Annotated in this window: 18 protein-coding genes; 2 read left to right on the top strand and 16 right to left on the bottom strand. The window is 57.1% G+C overall.

All coding sequences use genetic code 11. The features are described 5' to 3' along the window. Window positions 1–33 precede the first annotated feature (33 nt). Complete coding sequence (locus tag EPYR_RS03500) at window positions 34–915, bottom strand: LysR family transcriptional regulator (protein WP_041473972.1); 882 nt, start codon at window positions 913–915, stop codon at window positions 34–36. Between the two features lie 97 nt (window positions 916–1,012). On the opposite strand from EPYR_RS03500, the gene EPYR_RS03495 reads away from it, so the two are divergent. After that, window positions 1,013–2,014, top strand: coding sequence for a zinc-binding alcohol dehydrogenase family protein (locus EPYR_RS03495; RefSeq protein ID WP_012667030.1), 1,002 nt, complete (start codon window positions 1,013–1,015; stop codon window positions 2,012–2,014). Window positions 2,015–2,108: 94 nt separating this feature from the next. Here the strand turns inward: EPYR_RS03495 and EPYR_RS03490 are convergent, their stop codons facing one another. The 5 genes from EPYR_RS03490 to serB all read right to left on the bottom strand — a co-directional run bounded on the left by EPYR_RS03490 (window position 2,109) and on the right by serB (window position 9,173). Further along, the gene (locus tag EPYR_RS03490) at window positions 2,109–3,848 is read right to left on the bottom strand and encodes a ShlB/FhaC/HecB family hemolysin secretion/activation protein (RefSeq protein ID WP_012667029.1); all 1,740 of its coding nucleotides are present in this window, start codon (window positions 3,846–3,848) and stop codon (window positions 2,109–2,111) included. A 59-nt stretch (window positions 3,849–3,907) separates the two neighbouring features. Beyond that, entirely contained in the window at window positions 3,908–5,146 is a 1,239-nt protein-coding gene (locus EPYR_RS03485; RefSeq protein ID WP_012667028.1) for a collagen-like triple helix repeat-containing protein, read from the bottom strand. A 382-nt stretch (window positions 5,147–5,528) separates the two neighbouring features. Then, the gene (gene nadR / locus EPYR_RS03480; RefSeq protein WP_012667027.1) at window positions 5,529–6,755 is read right to left on the bottom strand and encodes a multifunctional transcriptional regulator/nicotinamide-nucleotide adenylyltransferase/ribosylnicotinamide kinase NadR; all 1,227 of its coding nucleotides are present in this window, start codon (window positions 6,753–6,755) and stop codon (window positions 5,529–5,531) included. A 48-nt stretch (window positions 6,756–6,803) separates the two neighbouring features. Next, window positions 6,804–8,186 (bottom strand): DNA repair protein RadA, encoded by a 1,383-nt coding sequence (radA, locus tag EPYR_RS03475; RefSeq protein ID WP_012667026.1) that lies wholly within the window; start codon window positions 8,184–8,186, stop codon window positions 6,804–6,806. Between the two features lie 9 nt (window positions 8,187–8,195). After that, window positions 8,196–9,173 (bottom strand): phosphoserine phosphatase, encoded by a 978-nt coding sequence (gene serB / locus EPYR_RS03470; protein ID WP_012667025.1) that lies wholly within the window; start codon window positions 9,171–9,173, stop codon window positions 8,196–8,198. A 162-nt stretch (window positions 9,174–9,335) separates the two neighbouring features. On the opposite strand from serB, the gene EPYR_RS03465 reads away from it, so the two are divergent. Further along, window positions 9,336–9,995, top strand: coding sequence for a YtjB family periplasmic protein (locus EPYR_RS03465; protein ID WP_012667024.1), 660 nt, complete (start codon window positions 9,336–9,338; stop codon window positions 9,993–9,995). Between the two features lie 29 nt (window positions 9,996–10,024). Here the strand turns inward: EPYR_RS03465 and yjjJ are convergent, their stop codons facing one another. From yjjJ to prfC, 10 genes are all read right to left on the bottom strand, one after another. Next, window positions 10,025–11,359, bottom strand: a complete 1,335-nt coding sequence (gene yjjJ / locus EPYR_RS03460; RefSeq protein ID WP_012667023.1) for a type II toxin-antitoxin system HipA family toxin YjjJ — start codon at window positions 11,357–11,359, stop codon at window positions 10,025–10,027. Between the two features lie 147 nt (window positions 11,360–11,506). Next, window positions 11,507–12,226 carry a purine-nucleoside phosphorylase gene (deoD, locus tag EPYR_RS03455; protein WP_012667022.1) on the bottom strand — a complete coding sequence of 240 codons (720 nt, stop codon included), beginning with the start codon at window positions 12,224–12,226 and terminating at the stop codon, window positions 11,507–11,509. A gap of 72 nt (window positions 12,227–12,298) precedes the next feature. Beyond that, window positions 12,299–13,522, bottom strand: coding sequence for a phosphopentomutase (deoB, locus tag EPYR_RS03450; RefSeq protein WP_012667021.1), 1,224 nt, complete (start codon window positions 13,520–13,522; stop codon window positions 12,299–12,301). Window positions 13,523–13,585: 63 nt separating this feature from the next. Further along, complete coding sequence (gene deoA / locus EPYR_RS03445) at window positions 13,586–14,908, bottom strand: thymidine phosphorylase (protein WP_012667020.1); 1,323 nt, start codon at window positions 14,906–14,908, stop codon at window positions 13,586–13,588. A gap of 133 nt (window positions 14,909–15,041) precedes the next feature. After that, window positions 15,042–15,821, bottom strand: a complete 780-nt coding sequence (deoC, locus tag EPYR_RS03440) for a deoxyribose-phosphate aldolase (protein ID WP_012667019.1) — start codon at window positions 15,819–15,821, stop codon at window positions 15,042–15,044. Window positions 15,822–16,088: 267 nt separating this feature from the next. Next, window positions 16,089–16,865 carry a metal-dependent hydrolase gene (locus EPYR_RS03435; protein ID WP_012667018.1) on the bottom strand — a complete coding sequence of 259 codons (777 nt, stop codon included), beginning with the start codon at window positions 16,863–16,865 and terminating at the stop codon, window positions 16,089–16,091. After that, entirely contained in the window at window positions 16,862–17,890 is a 1,029-nt protein-coding gene (locus EPYR_RS03430; RefSeq protein ID WP_012667017.1) for a patatin-like phospholipase family protein, read from the bottom strand. The genes EPYR_RS03435 and EPYR_RS03430 overlap by 4 nt, the downstream gene beginning before the upstream one ends. 110 nt (window positions 17,891–18,000) lie before the next feature. Then, the gene (locus EPYR_RS18865; RefSeq protein WP_004159835.1) at window positions 18,001–18,162 is read right to left on the bottom strand and encodes a DUF1328 domain-containing protein; all 162 of its coding nucleotides are present in this window, start codon (window positions 18,160–18,162) and stop codon (window positions 18,001–18,003) included. A gap of 123 nt (window positions 18,163–18,285) precedes the next feature. Further along, a complete protein-coding gene (gene osmY / locus EPYR_RS03425) occupies window positions 18,286–18,900 on the bottom strand; it encodes a molecular chaperone OsmY (RefSeq protein WP_012667016.1) in 615 nt (204 codons plus the stop codon). A 275-nt stretch (window positions 18,901–19,175) separates the two neighbouring features. Then, entirely contained in the window at window positions 19,176–20,765 is a 1,590-nt protein-coding gene (gene prfC / locus EPYR_RS03420; protein WP_012667015.1) for a peptide chain release factor 3, read from the bottom strand. Between the last annotated feature and the right edge of the window lie 48 nt (window positions 20,766–20,813).

Here is a 20,813-nt window from a genome sequence, read left to right as displayed (position 1 = left end):
GTTGTTAAAGGGTCGATCTGACCGGGTCGGCCCTTAACGATAAAAATCGCGCAATATTTCTGACCGCATGGCGAAATCAACAAAGCGCGACAGCGCGGGTGAGTTCAGCTTGCGGCCTGGATAAACCAGCCATAACTCATTGCCCTCCACTTCCCACTCTGGCAGCACCTGCACCAGCTTTTCACCGCTTAAAAAGCGCGGCAACAGGGTGATCCCGCCCGAAGAAAGCGCACACTCACGCGCATAGACCAGATTATCCGTCATATGGGTGGGCGGCAGCAGCCAGCGGTAATACTCTTCGTTGCGCTTCAACAGCCATTCATTCCAGGCGCGATGGGCAATGCAGCGATGATCCGACAGCTGGCGGGGATGAGCGAGCGCCGGATAATCCGCAAGATAATCCGGCGATGCCACCAGCAGCCGCTGGCAGTAGCCAATGCGCCGACCAATCAGCGAGGAATCCTGAGGCCGACCAGTGCGCAGCGCCACATCAAACCGGCTCTGCACCAGATTGCACATCTCATCAGAAATAGAAACTTCCAGCGTCACATCCGGGTATTTATGCTGAAAAGCGGTGTTAACCCGCGCCAGCAGGGTGGCACCAATACCGGCTGGGGATGTGATACGTAAACGCCCGCTAGGATTATCACGCAGCCGTTCAATCACCACTCCGGCCCTTTCACTGGCCTGCAACATCTCCTGACAGTGCACCAGATAACGCTCACCGGCAAAAGTCAGGTTGAGCTGGCGCGTGGTGCGGTTGATCAGCCGTATCCCCAGCGCCTGCTCCAGCTGGCTGATGCGCTGGCTGACGCTGGACTTGGGTAGCCCCGCACGCACAGCCGCCGCCGTGAAGCTGCCGCACCCGGCGACCAAAGCAAACAGAGCCATATCCTGTAACTGTTTAAACACGATTGTTCATCCTTTACGAACACTGAGTACGCTATTGTCCATCTTATCATCACCCCGATTGTTGCCTGGACTGAATATCAACTTATTAAGGAGACGCATTATGACGCACAAAGCCATTGCTATTAGCCCGGAAAATCCACAGCATTTTATTGAAATCCGGCAGCCGCAGCTGACTCCCAACGAATACGATCTGTTGGTGGAAGTGAAAGCCGCTTCGGTCAATCCGGTCGATACCAAGGTGCATAAAGGCGCACAGAAAAACGGTTTGCAACAGCCGCGCGTACTCGGCTGGGACGCCAGCGGCGTGGTGCTGGCGACAGGAAGCAAGGTCAGTGGTTTTAACGTCGGCGATGAGGTTTTCTACGCCGGTGATATCACCCGCCCCGGCAGTAACGCCACGCATCAGCTGATTGATGCGCGCATCACCGGCCACAAGCCGAAAACCCTCGACTGGGCACAGGCGGCAGCCATCCCACTGACCGCGCTGACCGCATGGGAGGGGCTGTTTGACCGCCTGCACATCGATAGTGAGGGTGAAGGTAAAACGCTGCTGATCGTCGGCGGGGCTGGCGGCGTAGGATCGCTGGCTATTCCGTTCGCCAAACTGCACAGCAAGGTGAAAGTGATCGCCACCGCCTCACGCCCGGATTCAGTCCAGTGGTGTCTCGATCGCGGCGCTGACCTGGTGATCAACTATCATGACATGCCGGGTGAGCTGGAGAAGCATGGCCTGAAGCAGGTTGACTACATTTTCTGTCTGAACGATACCGACGGTCACTGGCCGGCCATGAGCCAGCTGATTGCGCCGCAGGGCCAGATCTGCACCATCGTGGAAAACGCCGGGCCGCTGGATATGGAGCAGCTGAAACTGAAAAGCGCTGCGCTTCACTTTGAATTTATGTATACCCGCAGCATGTTTACTACCCCGGATATCGCCCGCCAGGGGGATATTCTCAACGCCACGGCACAGCTGCTGGATGAAGGTAAAATAACCACATCGCTCAGTAAGACCCTGAACGGTCTGAGCGTGGACACGCTGTCTGAAGCGCACCGCCTGGTGCTGGAGGGGCATATGCGCGGCAAAGTGGTGATGGTTTACTAAGCGCGCCTGCCGATCCTGCCAGTCAGGATCGGTCTTTTCTCTCAGCCCGGCGCAGCCCAACGACTGGAGCTGCATCCTTTTTCGAGGGGCGGGATCAGGTACCGCTGTTAAAGTTGTAAGTGAAGGTCGCGCTGAAACGCCAGTCGCGCTTGCTACTGTCAATCGGCACATCGGCAATCGGACGTGCCGCTTCCAGCGACAGGGCGTAGTGCCGGTTATCACCAAACGTTACCCCGGCCCCATACGAGGCCAGCTTCTGGCTGGCCAGCCCCGACTGATGAAAAGCGGTGTGGGCAGCATCGATCATCACATAAGGCTGAATGGTTTTAACCCAGTCCCCCGTACTGCGATCGTGGAGATAACGCATCTCGACCTGGCCGCCCATACCGTAATCACCCGTAGCACCTGAATCGGGATAGCCACGGCCAAAATGGAAAGCGCCAAAGGTGAGGCGTTCCGGCTCCGGCAAGGAGCTGTCAGACCAGTCCCCCTCTACGGCGCTACTCAGACGCCATTTTTGATTAAATACCCATGCAGCATCACCATTGAAGCGCCAGCGGGTAAAGGAGAGGTCCCCGGGGCCGGTAGTATTGCTGGCACCCAGACCGTCTATCCCCTGGCGCACGCTGAAGCGCGTATTCCAGCTGGCCTGCTGATACTGACGACTGCCGGACAGGTTAAGCTCTGCTGCCGGATAACGAAGGTGCTGGTTGATAGCGGGCAGACTCACCGTCTGCCCGCCCTGCTCGGCCTGTAGCGTATAGTCATAGCGCTTATGAACATAGTCCAGCTCGCCACCCAGGCTCCACTGTTGCTTAGCCGTGAGTAATAGCGGATAGTTCAGCCCCACCCCGGCGTTGTACAGCACCTCTTTCTCACGCGCATTAATATTCACGCCGTTGGCCTGCGTCAATAATGTGGTGAAATCCCTGGGGTTTTGGTTGAGATAACTGCCTTTGACCTGCAGTTGCAGACCATCGTCGCCCAGGAACTGCTGGTAGTTCAGCCCGAGATACGATTCACGGGTCTGGTTATTCAACGGGATGATGGTAGCCACGCCCAATTGCTCACCGTAAGGCGTTAATCCGCTGAGTGTGGCACTCACCAGGTCCAGACTTTGCTTTTTGCGCATATCCAGGGTGTTAATTACATTCCAGTTATGGGTACGCTGCGCATCGACATCCAAAACGGTCGCGCCATAAATATTTTCGGGATTTTTAGCCGTTGCCTTCACTTTGGTATCCGGCGTCCTCGCCATCAGCATGCTGTAGCGATCGAAAGTGTCCTGAGTTAATGGTTTCTCTGCCATAATCCGCTGCGACAGAGCGCCCAGCCAACGGCCAATCTGCTGGTTATCGCTGCGTATCTGGCTGTTAGCGACATACCCTTCCACCAGACCAATGTTAAGCACCCCCTGGTGGAAATTATCGGCAGGAATATACGCATAGGAGAGAGGATAACCATCGCGATGATAGCGTTGAGTAATGCTGTCGGTGGCGGCCAGTAACGTCTGCAGGGGAACCTTTTTCCCCACCAGCGCGCTAAATGGCTCTGTCAGGGTGGCCAGTGGATATCGCGTTCCGCCAATAAAGTGGATACGATCAAAGGTGACCAGGGTTTGCAACGTCATCGCTGGCGGCGGTGCGGCTAATTCAGGAAGCGATCCTGTCGGTGCTGGCGAGCGCGCGGGTTCGGGGCCGGGCACATCTCTGGACTGCCGGGTGGGATTATTGGGGTCAATCAGCGTTGGCAGCATTTCGCCCGAGCTTTGGCCACTGACGATGGTGATAAAAACAACAACGCTTGGTTTTATTTTCAAAATAATTGTCTCCATCAGCCCGTTCCGGGCAAAAGGCCCCCTGTAAACAGGGGGCATATAAAGACATTCCGTTGTTAGTGGTGCGGGGCGATTAACCCTGAATTCACTCCAGATGTTAAGCCGCTCACCGTATTACCAATCAGCGGTAAACCGCCAGGTGAAGCCGCGCCCGCAGGCGTAGTGACGATACCACCCAGTGACCCGCTCACCGCAGCCGATCCTGCCACCGCAGTTGCGACGCTACCCAGTGGCCCACTCACCGCAGCCGCTCCTGCTCCTGCCCCTGCTCCACTGAGTGACAGGCCACCGCTGAGCAGTCCGCCGGAGGGGCTGCTACCCGCTGGGGTAACAAGTCCACCGGTTTGAGAAACCGCTATCCCGGTATTCTGCTCGGCCTGACCCAGACCGTTTAAAGCCGGTGTCGTGGTACTGATTTGCGTTCCGACGCCGGTCACAACGTTACCCACACTGTTAAGTAAACCGCTGACAGGCGCGCCCAAACCGGTTGCGCCACCCACGCCCTGAGTCACGCCCTGTACCTGGCCCACTATCGGCGTGACCAGGCCAGTTGCGGCCGTGGTCACACCGGATGCAGGACCCGTTTGCAGGCTCTGCGCCAGGCCGTTGCCGGTAGAGGTCACCAGCCCACCGACCGAACTGACCAGATTGCCACCGGTGCCCGTGACGCCACCAAGCGGCGTGTTAGCCGTGGTACCGGACAGTGAATTTCCCAGCCCGCTGATACCGGTTCCCAGTATAGCCACCCCTGTAGGAACCCCTGCGGCGGTAACGCCAATAGCATTAGGATTGCTACCTAACTGACCCACACCATTTTGTATGCCGCTGCCGACAGCAGTCACGGCATGTCCTGCGCTGTCAAGTAATGTGACAACGCCCGAGCCACCAACCGGCAGGTTGCCAATCGGCGTCTGGGTAGAAATACTGCTGACCTGCGATCCCACATTGCCGACCGCAGCCCCCACGCTGTTAAGAATAGTACCGGTGGTCAGCACACCGGAGCCAGAACCACCGCCGCTGCCCGATGAACCACCGCTGCCCGATGAGGCACCACCACCCGAGGAGCCACCGGAGCCTGAACCACTGCCGCTGCCCGATGAACCACCGCCGGATCCGTTACCACTGGTTGATGCACTGCCGTTTGATCCACTGCCACTGCCGGCACTTGCTGCCGTAGTGTGTTTTGCCGTATCGCCTGAACGACTACCGCCGCCGCCGCTGCAAGCAGCCAGAGATAATGCAAGCAGGATTGCCAGCCCAACCTTTCCCAGCCGGCCGGGATTGCCAGGGCGCATGATAAGCCCTCCACAATAAATACGCCTGTTGGCGTTCTTTAAGTATATGCGTTTTTGCATTTAATGCGCTGCGCGGCAGCTGTTTATTTTTCAAGCAAAGCAAACCTGATTTATATGCTAATTTTCAATCAGATAGAATGAGGTGTAGGCGGAAAAAATTAGGGGAAAAATGGACAAAATGTCTGGCCAGGGACCGGTTGTGATCGCGGCTGCAAAACTGAAAAAAAAGCGCTGAGATGACCATTGATCGTCCACCGCAAATTCCCGCTGCTTGGAGTTTACATAAGGGTGGGTGCAATATTTAGGTAACGCCTGGTGAGCCAGGCGTTACCATCGCAGACAGCAGGAACCCGGGCGGCGCTGCCGGCAAGGACAATGACGATTAAGCGCCGAGCATCTCTTTTACCAGTTCCACGCAGCGCAGAAAGCGCTCATCATAGTTGTCCTGTTTAACCTGCACATAGCTGATATTATTCTCTTCCAGCAACGACATCAGCAGCGCCTGGAACTCTTTGCGATCCACCGAGCTGCCCAGGCTGCGTAACCCATCCGCCACCCAGGGCACGTTGTTCTCCACCAGTATCACCAGGTCGAAACGATACTCATCAATCAGCGCCTGCACAAACGGGTGTTCACGCCCTTCATACTTTTTGCAGAATGCCTGAGTAGTGACAAAATCGGTATCGATAAATGCCACCTTGTTGGCGTATTTTACCGCAAAGTCGATGTACTGTGCCTGGCCGAGGGCGATTTTGTCGTAGTCGGAGTACTGCAACGCCATTTCATCGCCGCCCAGATGGGAGAACACATAGTCGCGGCCAAATTCCCAGGCGCTGGTGGTATTGAAGATATTAGCCAGCTTGTTGACCAGCGTTGACTTACCGCTCGACTCACCGCCGAGGATCGCCACGGTGCGTACAAAGAACGGCTTCACCTCGGTGGGGATATATTCCCAGTAGTGGAACGGATCCTGACGGATTTGGCCACCGCTGATATTCATAAATGAACGCTTCGGATCGATCAGCACCGCCTCCACACCGAGATGAGTGCGGAACTGCGGCGCATCGGCCTCTTCGCTGGTGTAGATCAAATCCGGGATAATGCCCCGATCTGCCATAAACTCTTGAATACCGGCGCTCCAGACGTCCCAGCCGTGCGGGTACGGCTCCATCCCCTGTTCATTAAAAGAATGAATATGGATGTTTTTCTGGTATTTGAAGGTCTGCAGCAGCCAGCGCAGACGATCGCTCACCGTGGGCTGCTGCGACATGGCGCTCTCTTCAAACAGCTTGCGGTCACGCGGCTCGTCGTAGCCCATGATGATATGCAGCTCGTCAACCTGGCTACAGGCGCGCTGGATAAGATAAATATGCCCGGTATGCAGCGGGTAGAACTTACCAACTACCACGCCAATGCTCTTTTCGCGGCGCGGAAACTCCAGTCCGAGGAAGCGGTGCAGCGCCTCAAGCTTCTGCGCGCTGGGGCTTTTAATTTTGGCATTCAGCAGCTGGCTAAGATAGCCCTTAGTCATGCCGCTGGCATCGGCCACCTGTTGCAGAGTACAGCCCTGCTGCCGGATTGCGGTTTTCAGATAGTCAAAAGACGACACGTATGCCTCCTGCAGGATCGGCGAGCCGTACCGGCCCGCGTCATGTCATTATAGGTCGTCAAGGATGGCCAGCGCATCGGCCAGCTTCTTCACACCGTACACTTTCATATTTTCCGGCGGCTTCTTCGGCACGTTGGCGGTGGGAACAATCGCCCGGCGGAATCCATGTTTGGCCGCTTCAGAAATACGCTCCTGTCCGCTGGGTACCGGACGTATTTCTCCCGCCAGCCCCACTTCACCAAAGACCACCAGGTCGTGCGGCAGCGGACGGTCGCGCAGGCTGGAGACCATTGACAGCATCAGCGCCAGATCGGCGCTGGTTTCCGTTACCTTGACGCCGCCGACCACGTTAACGAACACGTCCTGGTCGGCCATTTGCAGGCCGCCGTGGCGGTGTAGTACTGCCAACAGGATCGCCAGACGGTTCTGTTCCAGCCCCACGGCAACGCGCCGGGGGTTACCCATCATCGAATGGTCCACCAGCGCCTGGATCTCGACCAACAGCGGACGCGTCCCTTCCCACAGCACCATCACCGAGCTACCGGAGGTAATTTCATCCCCCCGGCTCAGGAAGATTGCCGACGGGTTGCTGACTTCGCGCAGCCCCTGCTCGGTCATGGCAAATACGCCCAGCTCATTGACCGCGCCAAAACGGTTTTTATGGCTGCGCAGGGTACGAAAGCGCGAGTCGGCATCGCCATCCAGCAGTACCGAGCAGTCGATACAGTGCTCCAGTACTTTTGGCCCTGCCAGCGAGCCATCTTTGGTGACGTGGCCGACCATTACGATAGCCACGCCTTTGGTTTTGGCAAAGCGCGTCAGGTAAGCGGCGGTTTCACGCACCTGAGCAACGCTGCCGGGTGAAGACTGGATATCCGCCATATGCATCACCTGGATCGAGTCGATCACCATCAGCTTCGGCTGTTCCTGTTCAGCGATCAGGCAGATCTGCTCAATGCTGGTTTCCGACAGCATATTCAGGTTGGCGGTGGGTAATCCCAGCCGGTGGGCGCGCATGGCGACCTGTTGCAGCGACTCTTCCCCGGTGACGTACAGGGTTTTCATCCCCTCTGCCAGCCGGCACAGGGTTTGCAGCAACAGGGTACTTTTCCCGGCACCGGGATTACCGCCGATCAGGATGGCACTGCCCGGCACCACGCCGCCGCCGAGCACGCGGTCGAACTCTTTAAAGCCGGTAGAGAAACGCGGCAGCTCATCAAGACTGATCTCCGACAGCTTCTGCACCCGGCTGGGGCCAGCACTGCCGGCATAACCCGTCAGACGTTCATTGCGTGCCACGGTGGGCGATGCCGCCAGACGCACTTCGGTGATGGTATTCCAGGCATGGCAGGCGCTGCATTGCCCCTGCCAGCGAGGATAATCTGCGCCGCATTCATTACAAACAAAAGCGCGCTTTACCGCTTTGGCCAAATCTTCCCCTTAACGCTCTTCGTGGATCAGGCTACCGCTGAGGATGCAAAACACCCCCATCAGGTCCGCATGGCGGATAATGAATTCGCTCTGTTGATTGACCTTCGGCTTGGCATGGTAAGCAATGCCGAGCGCCGAGGCTTTAATCATTGGCAGGTCGTTGGCACCATCGCCAACGGCGACCGTCTGCTGCGGTGAAATGGCAAAACGTGTTGCCAGCTTTCGCAGCGTATCCGCTTTGTATTGTGCATCGACAATATCGCCCACCACTTCACCGGTCAGTTTACCGTCGCGGATTTCCAGCTCGTTGGCTACCGCCGCCGACAGTTGCAGCGTATCACGCAGATATTCGGCAAACCAGGTGAAGCCGCCGGAAGCAATCGCCACCTGCCAGCCCAGCGCCTGAAGCTTTTGCACCAGTGAAGTCAGACCCGGCATCAGCGGCAGCTCATCGCGCACGGTTTTCAGGATATTCGCATCGGCACCTTTCAGCGTGGCCACGCGCTGGCGCAGGCTGGCGGCAAAGTCCAGCTCGCCGCGCATCGCACGCTCGGTCACCTCGGCAACCTGCTCGCCGCTGCCCGCCAGTTTGGCTATCTCGTCGATACATTCGATCTCAATCGCCGTCGAGTCCATATCCATCACCAGCAGACCCGGCGTTTTCAGGTGCGGAATGCGCCCCAGCGGCGCGACGTCCAGACCGGCATCATGCGCCAGGCGCGTCGCCAGCGGCGTCAGTGAACCGGCAAGGCGCACCACCTGATAGTCTTCCACCCCCCAGGCGCTGACAATGACCATCGCCGCCCCCAGCTGATGCTGCAAAGCTGTCAACCGGGCTTTATCGAGTTGACGCCCGTACAGCAGCCAGCCGCTGCGGCCTGCACGGTAGTCAAGCGGCATCACTTCATCACCGCTTAAAGATAGAGGTAATCCCGGCCAGAGAGAGACTTCTGCAGGCAGGTCGCACCAGGTCAGACTATTTGGCATTACAGCTCCCGTAAGGACTTTTACCCCCTGTTATGCGCAAAACAGGGAGAGCATTAAAACCTGGCAAGAGGCTACCCTGTAAGCCCGCCTTCTGGCAACATAAAGCTATCCCCGCCCGACTTCAGGCGGCAGGTGTTTATCTGGCAATTTTTAAGGGTCGACATGGCAAAAGCCAAAATCAAGTTTCGCCTGCACCGCACGGCGATCGTACTGATCTGCCTTGCGTTACTGGTTGTGCTCATGCAGGGCGCATCATGGTTCAGTCTGAGCCATCAGGCGGCACGTTCCGAACAGGTTGAGGAGCTGGCGCATACGCTGACCCGTCAGGTCGCCTGGAGTCTGACGCCGCTGATGGATAATACCGACGATAATCAGCAAAAAATCGTCGATACGCTTAATCAGCTGACGCATGAAAGCCGTATTCTTGATATTTCACTGTACGATGGCGCGGGCAACCTGGTGGCGCGCAGCGGTGAAAATATCAATGTGCGCGATCGCCTGGCGCTCGACGGACAGCGCGCCGGCAGCTATTTCAACCATCAGATTGTCCAACCGCTGGAGAGCAAAGACGGCCCCGGCGGTTTTCTGCGCGTTACGCTCGACACCCATGTGTTGGTCACCGAAGCCAAACAGGTGGATAACACCACCAATATTCTGCGCCTGATGATGCTGCTGGCGCTGGCTATCGGTATTATTCTCACCCGCACGCTGCTGCGCGACCGCCGCACGCGCTGGCAGCAGTCACCGTTCCTGCTCACCGCCAATAACCCGGTGAAAGAAGATAATGAGGATGATCTGCCGTCGGCCACCTCGGAAAAATAGCCCGGCCAGCCGCTATCGCTGCCGTTCACTCAGGCCATACGCGCAATCTGCCCGGCCAGCCCGGGCAGATTGCGCTGCATCTCCGTCGCCAGCTGCCTGAAGCCCGCACTGAAGGCGCTCTCTGCGCTGATTGACTGCCAGTATTGCCCGGCCATTTCCAGCGCGGTTTGCCACTGGTGCTGGCTCACGCTGTCATCAAGCCGCAGCTCCACGGCGCTGTCGCGCATATAACCCGCGCTGTTCGGCGCGAAGCTCATCGGCAACATGTCATAGGCTGGCGTCAGTCGTAAGCCGCCTTCGGTGAGGAAAAACGACAGGTTGCCGGCGTGCATATCGCCATTGGCAATCAGACGACCAAACGCCCACTGCAAGATGCCGCGCTGTGCATCGCGCTCGCTCAGGCGCTTCTGCTGTACCAGCTGCCGTAACGCAGCAGGCCAGTGGTGTGAATTGCCGATAAACTCTGCCTGCACCGCCTCAAGCGAGACCATGCTGCGCCGCCCGTTTTCCCCTGTGCGGTCAAAACGCACCACCTCAAGGAACAGCTGACCGCTGTCGGCGGCGATCGCCGCCGTCTGCGCTGCTGCCAGCCCGTGCTGCTGCATCAGCCGCAACGCCAGCGCCTCGGCGCGCAGCAGATCGCACCAGCGCTGGCTGTTTTCGTTGGCGCGTGCCGGGGTAAATTTAACTAACACATGAGCCAGACTGCCGTCGGCCAGCTCGGCCAGGCTGGCAAATTTGGGCTGTTCGCCCCCCGCAGAGGAGCCGGGTTGCTCGCCTGCCAGAACCTGGCTGGCCAGCTGCGGATAGCAGGTGGCTTTATCGGCCAACATCACCGCCGCCGCCGGACGCGGTTGTTGCAGCCACTGCTGGTAGCTATGCTGACCAATCAGCCAACTGCCCGTGACGTCTGCACCCCGGCTGCTCAGTGCCAGCAGACAATGATCGTCGTTCCACTGGCGGATATCTTCCGGCAGCGCCAGTTGCTGCGCGCAGTCGCGCCCCCACGCCCGCCCGAGAAAACCCTGCGGGCGCATATCGCTTAAATACCAGGGTAATCCGGGATAGTAGTGCCAGCTGGCGCTCGCGTCCTGCACCACGCAGCTTCCCGCCGGCCAGATGCTATAGAGTTGCCCGGCTGCGTGGGCCTGACCGGTTATATCTATTTGCCACAATGGAAACTGACTGACCTCGCGCAGCGGTCGCAGCAGGGCATAGCGCGTGGCGCGGGCGCGACCGTATTTCAGCACCTGCGGCTGGGACTTAATCAGGCGGGACAGCGTGGCCTGGCTGATGCCGAGCCGCGCCTGGAGGCTGGCGGCATCCAGCGGCCCCTGTAACAGCAGTGTCGTCAGTTCGCTCATGGTGAATAGATTTATGAATAGATTTGTGAATAGATAATTATCACTTAATTGCTTGTGATAAAAGAAAAATAGTTATTATGAGAGATAAAACATGAATAGATACTGGGTAAAAAAGGCTAGCAAATACCAGCCTCGACAGCGAGAAAATTACGCTTTATCACCCAGCAGAACCGACTCCAGCGCGATCTCAATCATCTCGCTAAAGGTGGTCTGGCGCTCGGCGGCGGTGGTCTGCTCGTGGGTGCGGATATGATCCGACACGGTGCAGATCGCCAGCGCTTTGGCCCCAAACTCTGCCGCGACGCCGTAAATACCGGCTGCTTCCATTTCCACGCCGAGAATGCCGTATTTCTCCATCACGTCGAACATCTGCGGGTCCGGCGTGTAGAACAGATCGGCGGAGAAAATATTCCCCACGCGGGCCTTCACGCCCAGCGCCTGCGCCGCATCTACCGCGTTGCGTACCATATCGAAATCAGCAATCGCTGCAAAATCATGATCTTTGAAACGCATACGGTTCACTTTGGAATCGGTACAGGCTCCCATGCCAATCACCACATCACGCAGCTTCACATCGCTGCGCACCGCGCCGCATGAGCCAACGCGGATGATCTTCTTCACGCCGAATTCAGTGATGAGTTCTTTGGCGTAGATTGAGCAGGAAGGGATGCCCATACCGTGTCCCATTACCGAGATTTTGCGGCCTTTATAGGTGCCGGTATAACCCAGCATGCCGCGCACGTTGTTCACTTCTACCGCATCCTGCAGGAAGGTTTCAGCAATATGTTTAGCGCGCAGCGGATCGCCGGGCATCAGCACCACGTCAGCGAAATCACCCATCTCAGCGTTAATATGAGGCGTAGCCATGTTAAATCCTTATGTTGTCAGGCCAGGGGCTGCCTGGCCGGTTACGAATAGTGTTAAAGCGCACTTTAACCTTCAGAAGAGTGGTTTGCCGTAAGCCATCGGTGACAGGCCAAAATAGTGGGCAACCGTCTGGCCAATATCGGCGAACGTCTCACGATAGCCATAATCACCCGGCTTGACGCCCGGCCCGAAGATAAGTACCGGGATATGCTCACGCGTGTGCTCAGTTCCGTGCCAGCTTGGGTCGCAGCCGTGATCCGCCGTGAGGATCAGAATATCCCCCTCTTTCACCTGCGCCATCAGTTCCGGCAGGCGGCGATCGAACAGCTCCAGCCCGGCGGCATAGCCTGGGACATCGCGGCGATGCCCCCACGTCGAATCAAAATCAACGAAATTGGTGAACACGATGCTGTTGTCCGGCGCGGTTCTCATTTCGCCAACCGTGGCATCAAACAGCGCATCCAGGCCGGTAGCCTTGACCTTTTTGGTAATGCCAACATGGGCATAGATATCGGCGATTTTACCGACGGAGATCACCTCTCCGCCCTGCTCATCGACCAGTTTTTTCAAAACGGTCGGTGCCGGGGGTTCTACCGCCAGATCGTGGCGGTTGCCGGTGCGCTCGAAGTGGCCCGGCTTATCGCCAACAAATGGGCGTGCAATCACGCGACCAATATTGTAACCGCCTTCGGTCAAGGCTTCGCGTGCTATTTCACAGAGTGCATAGAGACGCTCAAGGCCGAAAGTCTCTTCATGACAGGCAATCTGGAACACCGAGTCGGCGGAGGTATAGAAGATCGGTTTTCCGCTCTTCATATGCTCTTCGCCAAGCTGGTCAAGGATCACCGTTCCGGATGAATGACAGTTGCCGAGATAGCCGGGCAGCTCGGCTTTTTCCACCAGCAAATCGAGCAGTTCCTGCGGGAAGCTGTTCTGGGTGTCGCTAAAGTAGCCCCAGTCAAACAGCACCGGTACGCCAGCAATTTCCCAGTGGCCTGACGGCGTGTCTTTGCCGGAGGAAAGTTCGCTGGCATAGGCGTAAGCACCGATAATTTCAGCATTTCCATCCAGCCCCGGCGGAAACTTCCCGCTTGAGGCCTCTGCCGCTTTACCTAAGCCTAACGCGGTCAGATTGGGTAGATGGAGCGGGCCTTGACGCCCCTTGTCTGCTTCCCCCCTGAAGCACGCCCCGGCAATATGGCCGAGGGTATCTGCGCCTTTATCGCCGAATTTATCAGCGTCTTTGCTGGCCCCTATTCCGAAAGAATCCAGCACCATGATAAATGCACGTTTCATGCCGTTCTCCTGCGCGGTTCTCGCATTGAGAGTTAAAAAAATCCGATCGGAACAGAATACCGCTTATTGCGAGATTCTGCGATAAATAACTGGCGTTGATGCCGGCGCCACCTGCCCGACAACGACGGCGTGCTGCAAGGCCCGAGCGGCCTGCTGCCAGCCGGCTTCGCTGGCAGCATGGATCACCGCCAGCGGACGCTGGCTACCCACCTTATCGCCCAGCTGCACCAGGTCGCTGAAGCCAACGCTGTAGTCAATGCTGTCGCTGGCCCGGCGGCGACCGCCGCCCAGCGCCACTACCGCCATCCCCAGCGCACGGGTGTCCATCGCGCTGACGATGCCGCTGGTGTTGGCATAAACCGCTTTGCTCAGCATCGGGACAGGCAGATAACTGTCGATACGCTCGATAAAGTCAGTCGGCCCCTTCTGCGCCGCTACCATGCGCGCAAACACCTCGGCGGCGGCACCGTTGTCCAGCACCGCCTGCAGCTTAATCTGCGCTTCATCGCCTGACTGCGCCAGCCCGCCGGAGAGCAACATTTCGCTGCACAGCGCCATCGTCACTTCCAGCAGGCGCGGATTGCGGTATTCGCCGGTCAGGAACTGCACCGCTTCACGCACTTCCAGCGCATTACCGGCGCGGGAAGCCAGCGCCTGGTTCATATCGGTTAACAGCACGGTGGTGTGACAACCGGCACCGTTTGCTACGCCAAAAATGGCCTGCGCCAGCGCTTCGGATTGTTCAAGAGCAGGCATCAGCGCCCCGGAACCCACTTTCACGTCCATGACCAAGGCATCAAGACCTTCAGCCAGTTTCTTGGCGAGGATCGAGGCAGCAATAAGCGGGATTGAATCTACCGTGGCGGTAATATCACGCGTGGCATAGAAGCGCTTATCCGCCGGAGCCAGCGACCGGGTCTGGCCGACGATCGCCACCCCTACCTGTTTGATAATCTGGCGGAACCGGTCGTCCTGCGGGAAAATATCAAAACCGGGAATGGCTTCCAGTTTATCCAGCGTGCCGCCGGTATGACCCAGCCCACGGCCGGAGATCATCGGCACATAGCCGCCACAGGCAGCCACCATTGGGCCAAGCATCAGCGACGTGACATCGCCCACGCCGCCGGTTGAGTGTTTGTCCACCACCGGGCCGTTGAGATCCAGCGCTTTCCAGCTGAGTACCGAACCGGAATCGCGCATCGCCATCGTCAGCGCCACACGCTCCGGCAGCGTCATATCACGAAACCAGATGGCCATCGCCAGCGCGGCGATCTGCCCCTCGGAAACCGAGTTGTCACACACGCCGTTAATAAACAGACGGATCTCTTCTTCGCTTAGTGCATGACCATCACGTTTTTTGCGGATAATTTCTTGTGGCAGAAACACGATGACTCCCAGGACAATACCATCAATGATGCGGGTCCATACTGGCGTGATGGCCATCGCCGGTCTGGAGACGCACATCGCCGCGTACGGTGTTACCCCGCCACGGTGCAGGTGCGCAATGGCAACCAGCCTGTTAATAGTCGCTGTCGCTGGTAGCGGCGCTGAAACCCGCCGCGTTTAACAGGCTGGCGAGCAGGCTGGATGCACCGAAACGGAAATGGCGCGCATCGGCCCAGTCCGGGCCAAGGATATCGTCTGCCAGCTGCAAATACAGCGCCGCATCGTCTGCGGTACGCACGCCACCGGCTGGCTTAAAGCCCACCTGCTGGTGAACGCCTTTCGCGGCAATAGTACGCATCATGATCTCCGCTACCGCTGGCGTGGCGTTGACCGACACTTTTCCGGTGGACGTTTTGATAAAATCAGCGCCGGCATCGATGGCTATTTCAGAGGCTTGACGGATCAGCGCTTCCTCTTTCAGCTCACCGCTTTCAATGATGACTTTTAGCAGCACATTCGCCGCTGAACACGCCTGCTTACAGGCCTTTACCAGCTCAAAGCCGACAGTTTCATTACCGGCGATCAGCGCACGGTACGGGAATACCACGTCAACTTCATCTGCCCCGTAGGCAATCGCCGCACGGGTTTCCGCCAGCGCAATATCAATATCATCATTGCCATGTGGGAAGTTGGTCACTGTGGCAATACGGATTTCCGGCGTCCCCTGCTCACGCAGCGTTTTGCGCGCCAGCGGAATAAAGCGCGGATAGATGCAGATGGCGGCGGTGTTACCGGCCGGGGATTTCGCCTGGCGACAAAGGCCGATCACGTTGGCATCAGTATCGTCATCATTGAGCGTGGTGAGATCCATCAGTTGCAGCGCGCGCAGCGCCTGAGCTTTGGCATCGGACATGGTTATTTCCAGGTAAGTTGAATGGGGAGGCATTTGACAGGCTCACGCCGGACAACGCCTGCAATGTTAGGATTATAACAGCCTGAGCGGCATGATTTTGTGGGAAGTTTCACGATACGAATATGACATCTGCATTAACGTCAACTGAAACCTGGAGGTGTTCGCCATTAAGCGGCGGCCGGGCGGGCGGGACCCGGCACGAAGTCAACGCCGGGGAAATGTTATCATTATCACATCACAGGATCGTCAGGTTGGCGCTATCTGCATTCACACGCCAAACAGAGTACGGGTATTCTCGCGTAGCGTTTCGGTTATTTGTTGCGGGGATTCATCGCGCAGAGCGCACAGGGCGTGCCAGATATCTCTGACTCGCTCAGGGCGGTTGGGCTGCCCCTGAAAACCTTGCAGCGGCATATCGGGTGAGTCGGTTTCCAGCACCAGTGAGGTCAGCGGCAGACGGGCAATGGTTTGACGAGTTTTGCTGGCGCGTTCATAGGTGATAGTACCCCCGACGCCAATCGCATATCCGGCACGGATAAACGCCAGCGCCTGCTGTTCACTTCCGGCAAAACCGTGCACCACGCCACGCCTGGCCAGATCGAAACGCCGCAGCTGCTGCGCCAGCTTGTCATGAGTGCGGCGCGAATGCAGGATCACCGGCAGACTGTAATCACGCGCCAGGCGCAGCTGCGCATCAAGCAGTGCCTGTTGCCGCTCAAACTGCGGGTTATCGATAAACAGATCGAGGCCGATTTCGCCGATGGCGACCACTTTGTGATGACGCCGTTGCAGATGCTGTTCAAGTGCGACAAGGCTTTGCTCATTATGCTCTGCCACCGCCATCGGATGCAGCCCAAGCGCGGCATACACCGCATAATGCCGTTCTGCCAGCGCCATCACCCGATCAAAACGCGTGGCCGATACGCTGACGGCAATCATTTTCTCAACCCCGGCCTGAGCCGCCCGTTGCAGACTTGCCTCTTCATCGCCAACGAAGGGCGGAAAATCGAAATGGCAGTGCGTATCGACAAAACATGGCGTCATGCCAGCGACCCCTTGTCATAATCAGTATCAGCTCCCAGACGGTCTGCCTCATTGGCCACGGGGGCAGGCGGTATCACAATCTGCTGACGCATCTGTTGAGCATCATCGTTCAGCCGCTGGCCAAGCGTGGCAAGGAAGTAACGTCCGCAGCGTCTGCCCAGATGATAATCTTTATTCAACGAGGCCACCCGGCTGCCGAGCGCCATGCTGGACAGCGGATGCGGCGGATAGATTTCAATAATGCGTAACTTACCCGGCGGCTGGTTGATGAAATGCTCGGTCTGAAGATAGCTTTCTTCATGCAGCCGCATAATGTTAATTAGCGGTTGCAGTGCGCCATCGCTCAACCAGCATTCCGCCCTTTTCAGCCAGTGCGGCGTCAAGGTAGTTTGCGGTGGCACGGTGCGGATAACGACGATAGTTTCAGCCCCGCGCCGCGCCGCCTCACGCACCGGAATGGCATCGCTGATACCGCCATCCAGATAGCTGACGCCCGACAGGTTAACGCCGGGACGATAGAAGCCCGGAATGGCGCTGGAAGCCCTGATTAAATCGTGCCAGTTTTCTGAAGTGGGCGCGAAGTAGCTGGCGCTGTAATCGTCGCTGCGGCAGGCACACATATAGAATTCGCGCCCGGATGCAAACAGCTTCTCACCGGCGTCAATCGCCAGCGGCAGCTCCTGGCGCGTGATATCAATCAGCCAGTCAAGATCGAGCAAATGCCCGCCGCGCATAAACCGCAGAGGATCAAAGAACAATTTGCTGGTGGTGTAACGCGTGATCACCCGGCGGGCATAACCCGGTTGAGCGCAGACAAAGGCTGAAAGGTTTTGCGCACCAGCGGAGGTGCCAAGCATTAAATGAAAGGGGTTGAAGAGAGCACGTTGAAATTCGTCAAGCACGCCCGCAGTAAAGATACCGCGCTGTCCGCCGCCTTCACACACCAGGGCAAGCTTGCCTGGCCGGAATCGCTGCAACCTTAACGGCTCGGTGTTGCCAGGGGTAATCGGAATATGTATGCCCAAGTCAGGTATCCTCTCAGTATCAGCGCGTAAAGAGGATACCCGTCATCATTTACCGCCGTGGAGCGCTTGTTGCTATCCGTAGCAATGCGCTTGAGCGATGTCCGTTACCACTATAACTTCTTGCGCCCGGTAAACAGGCTGATCAGGAAGATAACGATACCGACAACGAAGACAACCTTAGCAGCCCATGCTGCCGTACCCGCCAGACCACCAAAACCTAATGCCGCTGCAATCAACGCGATAACCAGGAAGATAATACCCCAACGAAACATAAGCCTCTCCTTACCAGTAGTGAAATCGGACTCATTTTTTACCATTCGGCTGGCCTGAGCTTAGCCAAACTTTTTCTTTACGGGTAAAACGGGTAACGACCCCGGTACGGGGTCGCCAACCTGTTACGGCTTAACGCTCAGATCGTTTTTAACGCTTTTCACGCCTTCAATGGCTTTAGCAATGCCTTCGGCACGTTCAGACTGTGCCTGAGTTTTCACCGAACCGCTCAGCTGTACCACACCGTTGGTGGTTTCCACTTTCACATGGCGTGAGGGAACAATATCGTCAGCTAACAGTTTAGCTTTGATTTCGCTGGTGGTTGCCGTGTCGCCGGCATAACCGCTAACGGTCTGTTTGGTGCTGTCTTTCACATGCAGTTTATCGCTAACGGATTTGACGCCTTCGACTTTCTTCGCTACCGCTACCGCTTTTTCCGCCTGATCCTGCGTGGTCACGAAGCCGTTTAGCGTGACCACACCGCTGTGGGTCTCGACAGAGATATCGGTACTTTTGATCGCTTCATCATCCACCAGCGCCGCTTTTACCTTAGCGGTAACGCCGCTGTCATCCATATAGCCGCCCACTTTTTTCATTGAGCTGTCAAACCTGGCACCGGCGCTGTCAGCGCTTGACTGCGCTTTATTGGTCATCGACTCGTCTGCCAGCGCAGAGCCGCTTACCAGTACAGACCCTACCATTACTGCCATCAGAGTTTTTGCAATGTTAGTCTTCATCATCGATTTGTTCCTTTTGTCTTAGACAACTCACAACGGTGAGCTTTTCAGCCACAAACGACGTGACTGTAGGGGTTGGCATCGTGCTATCGCCTGTGAACGTTGCAGCAACCGCGCCGCATATTTTCGTCCTGTGGCAATGAATATAGTTGGTAATCAGGATTTCACCGGGAACGGGAAAGAGATTGATGGATAAAGCAGCAAATAAAAGGTTCTTTCAGAGGAGTCTGTAAGCGGGCGGGCCAGGGAAACCCGCCCGCCGTTGGGGAAAGTGAGGATTAATGCTCGCGGGTTTTACGGAATACCACGTCAGGGTAACGTTCCTGAGTAATATTCAGATTGACCATGGTAGGAGCGATATAGGTCAGGTTATCGCCGCCGTCGAGGGCCAGATTAATCTCATTTTTACGCTGGAATTCGTCAAACTTCTTCACGTCGTCACATTCAACCCAGCGCGCGGTAGAGACGTTGATCGCTTCGTAAATCGCTTCGACGTTGTACTCACTTTTCAGGCGCGCCACCACCACATCAAACTGCAGCACACCGACCGCGCCAACGATCAAATCGTTGTTGTGCACCGGACGGAACACCTGTACAGCGCCCTCTTCCGACAGCTGTACCAAGCCTTTCAGCAGCTGTTTCTGCTTCAGCGGATCGCGCAGACGGATGCGGCGGAACAGTTCCGGCGCGAAGTTCGGAATGCCGGTGAACTTCATATTCTCACCCTGGGTAAAGGTGTCGCCGATCTGGATAGTACCGTGGTTATGCAGGCCAATAATATCGCCGGGATATGCCTCCTCAACGTGTGAACGGTCACCGGCCATAAAGGTCAGCGCATCGGCTATCACCACGTCTTTACCGGTACGCACCTGGCGCAGCTTCATGCCCTTTTCGTACTTGCCGGACACCACGCGCATAAACGCCACGCGATCGCGGTGTTTCGGGTCCATATTGGCCTGGATCTTGAACACGAAACCGCTGAATTTCTCATCGGTAGCGGTGACGGTGCGCAGATCGGTGTTACGCGGCATCGGCGATGGCGCCCACTCCACCAGCCCGTCGAGCATATGGTCAACGCCGAAGTTACCCAACGCCGTACCGAAGAATACCGGGCTGAGTTTACCGTTGAGGAACGCGTCACGGTCGAATTCGTGCGAGGCACCCTGCACCAGTTCAAGCTCGTCGCGCAGCTGGGCAGCGAGGTCTTCGCCGATGGCGGCATCCAGCTCCGGGTTATTCAGTCCTTTCACCACGCGCACTTCCTGAATGGTGTGGCCTTTACCGGACTGATACAGATAGGTTTCATCTTTATACAGATGGTAAACGCCCTTAAACAGCTTGCCGCAGCCAACCGGCCAGGTAATCGGCGCACAGGCGATTTTCAGCTCGCTTTCCACCTCATCCATCACTTCCATCGGGTCACGGATATCGCGATCCAGCTTGTTCATAAAGGTCAGGATCGGCGTATCGCGCAGGCGGGTGACTTCCATCAGCTTGCGGGTACGATCCTCAACGCCTTTTGCCGCGTCGATCACCATCAGGCAGCAGTCCACCGCCGTCAGGGTACGGTAGGTATCTTCAGAGAAGTCTTCGTGCCCTGGGGTATCCAACAGGTTTACCAGGCTGCCGCGATAGGGAAACTGCATCACCGAGGTGGTGATGGAGATGCCACGCTGCTTCTCCATTTCCATCCAGTCAGATTTGGCATGCTGGCTGGAGCCACGGCCTTTTACCGTACCGGCGGTCTGGATTGCCTGTCCGAACAGCAGCACTTTTTCGGTGATGGTGGTTTTTCCGGCGTCCGGATGGGAAATGATGGCAAAAGTGCGGCGGCGGGCCACCTCTTGCATAAAAGGTGCATTTGACATGAAGATTCTTCTGGTTTGGCGCTGTGCCACTCCGTCACGCAGCGTGCG

Origin of the sequence: Erwinia pyrifoliae DSM 12163, from assembly GCF_000026985.1 — a bacterium.
Lineage (GTDB): Bacteria > Pseudomonadota > Gammaproteobacteria > Enterobacterales > Enterobacteriaceae > Erwinia > Erwinia pyrifoliae.
This window is presented reverse-complemented; position numbering and strand designations above follow the sequence as displayed.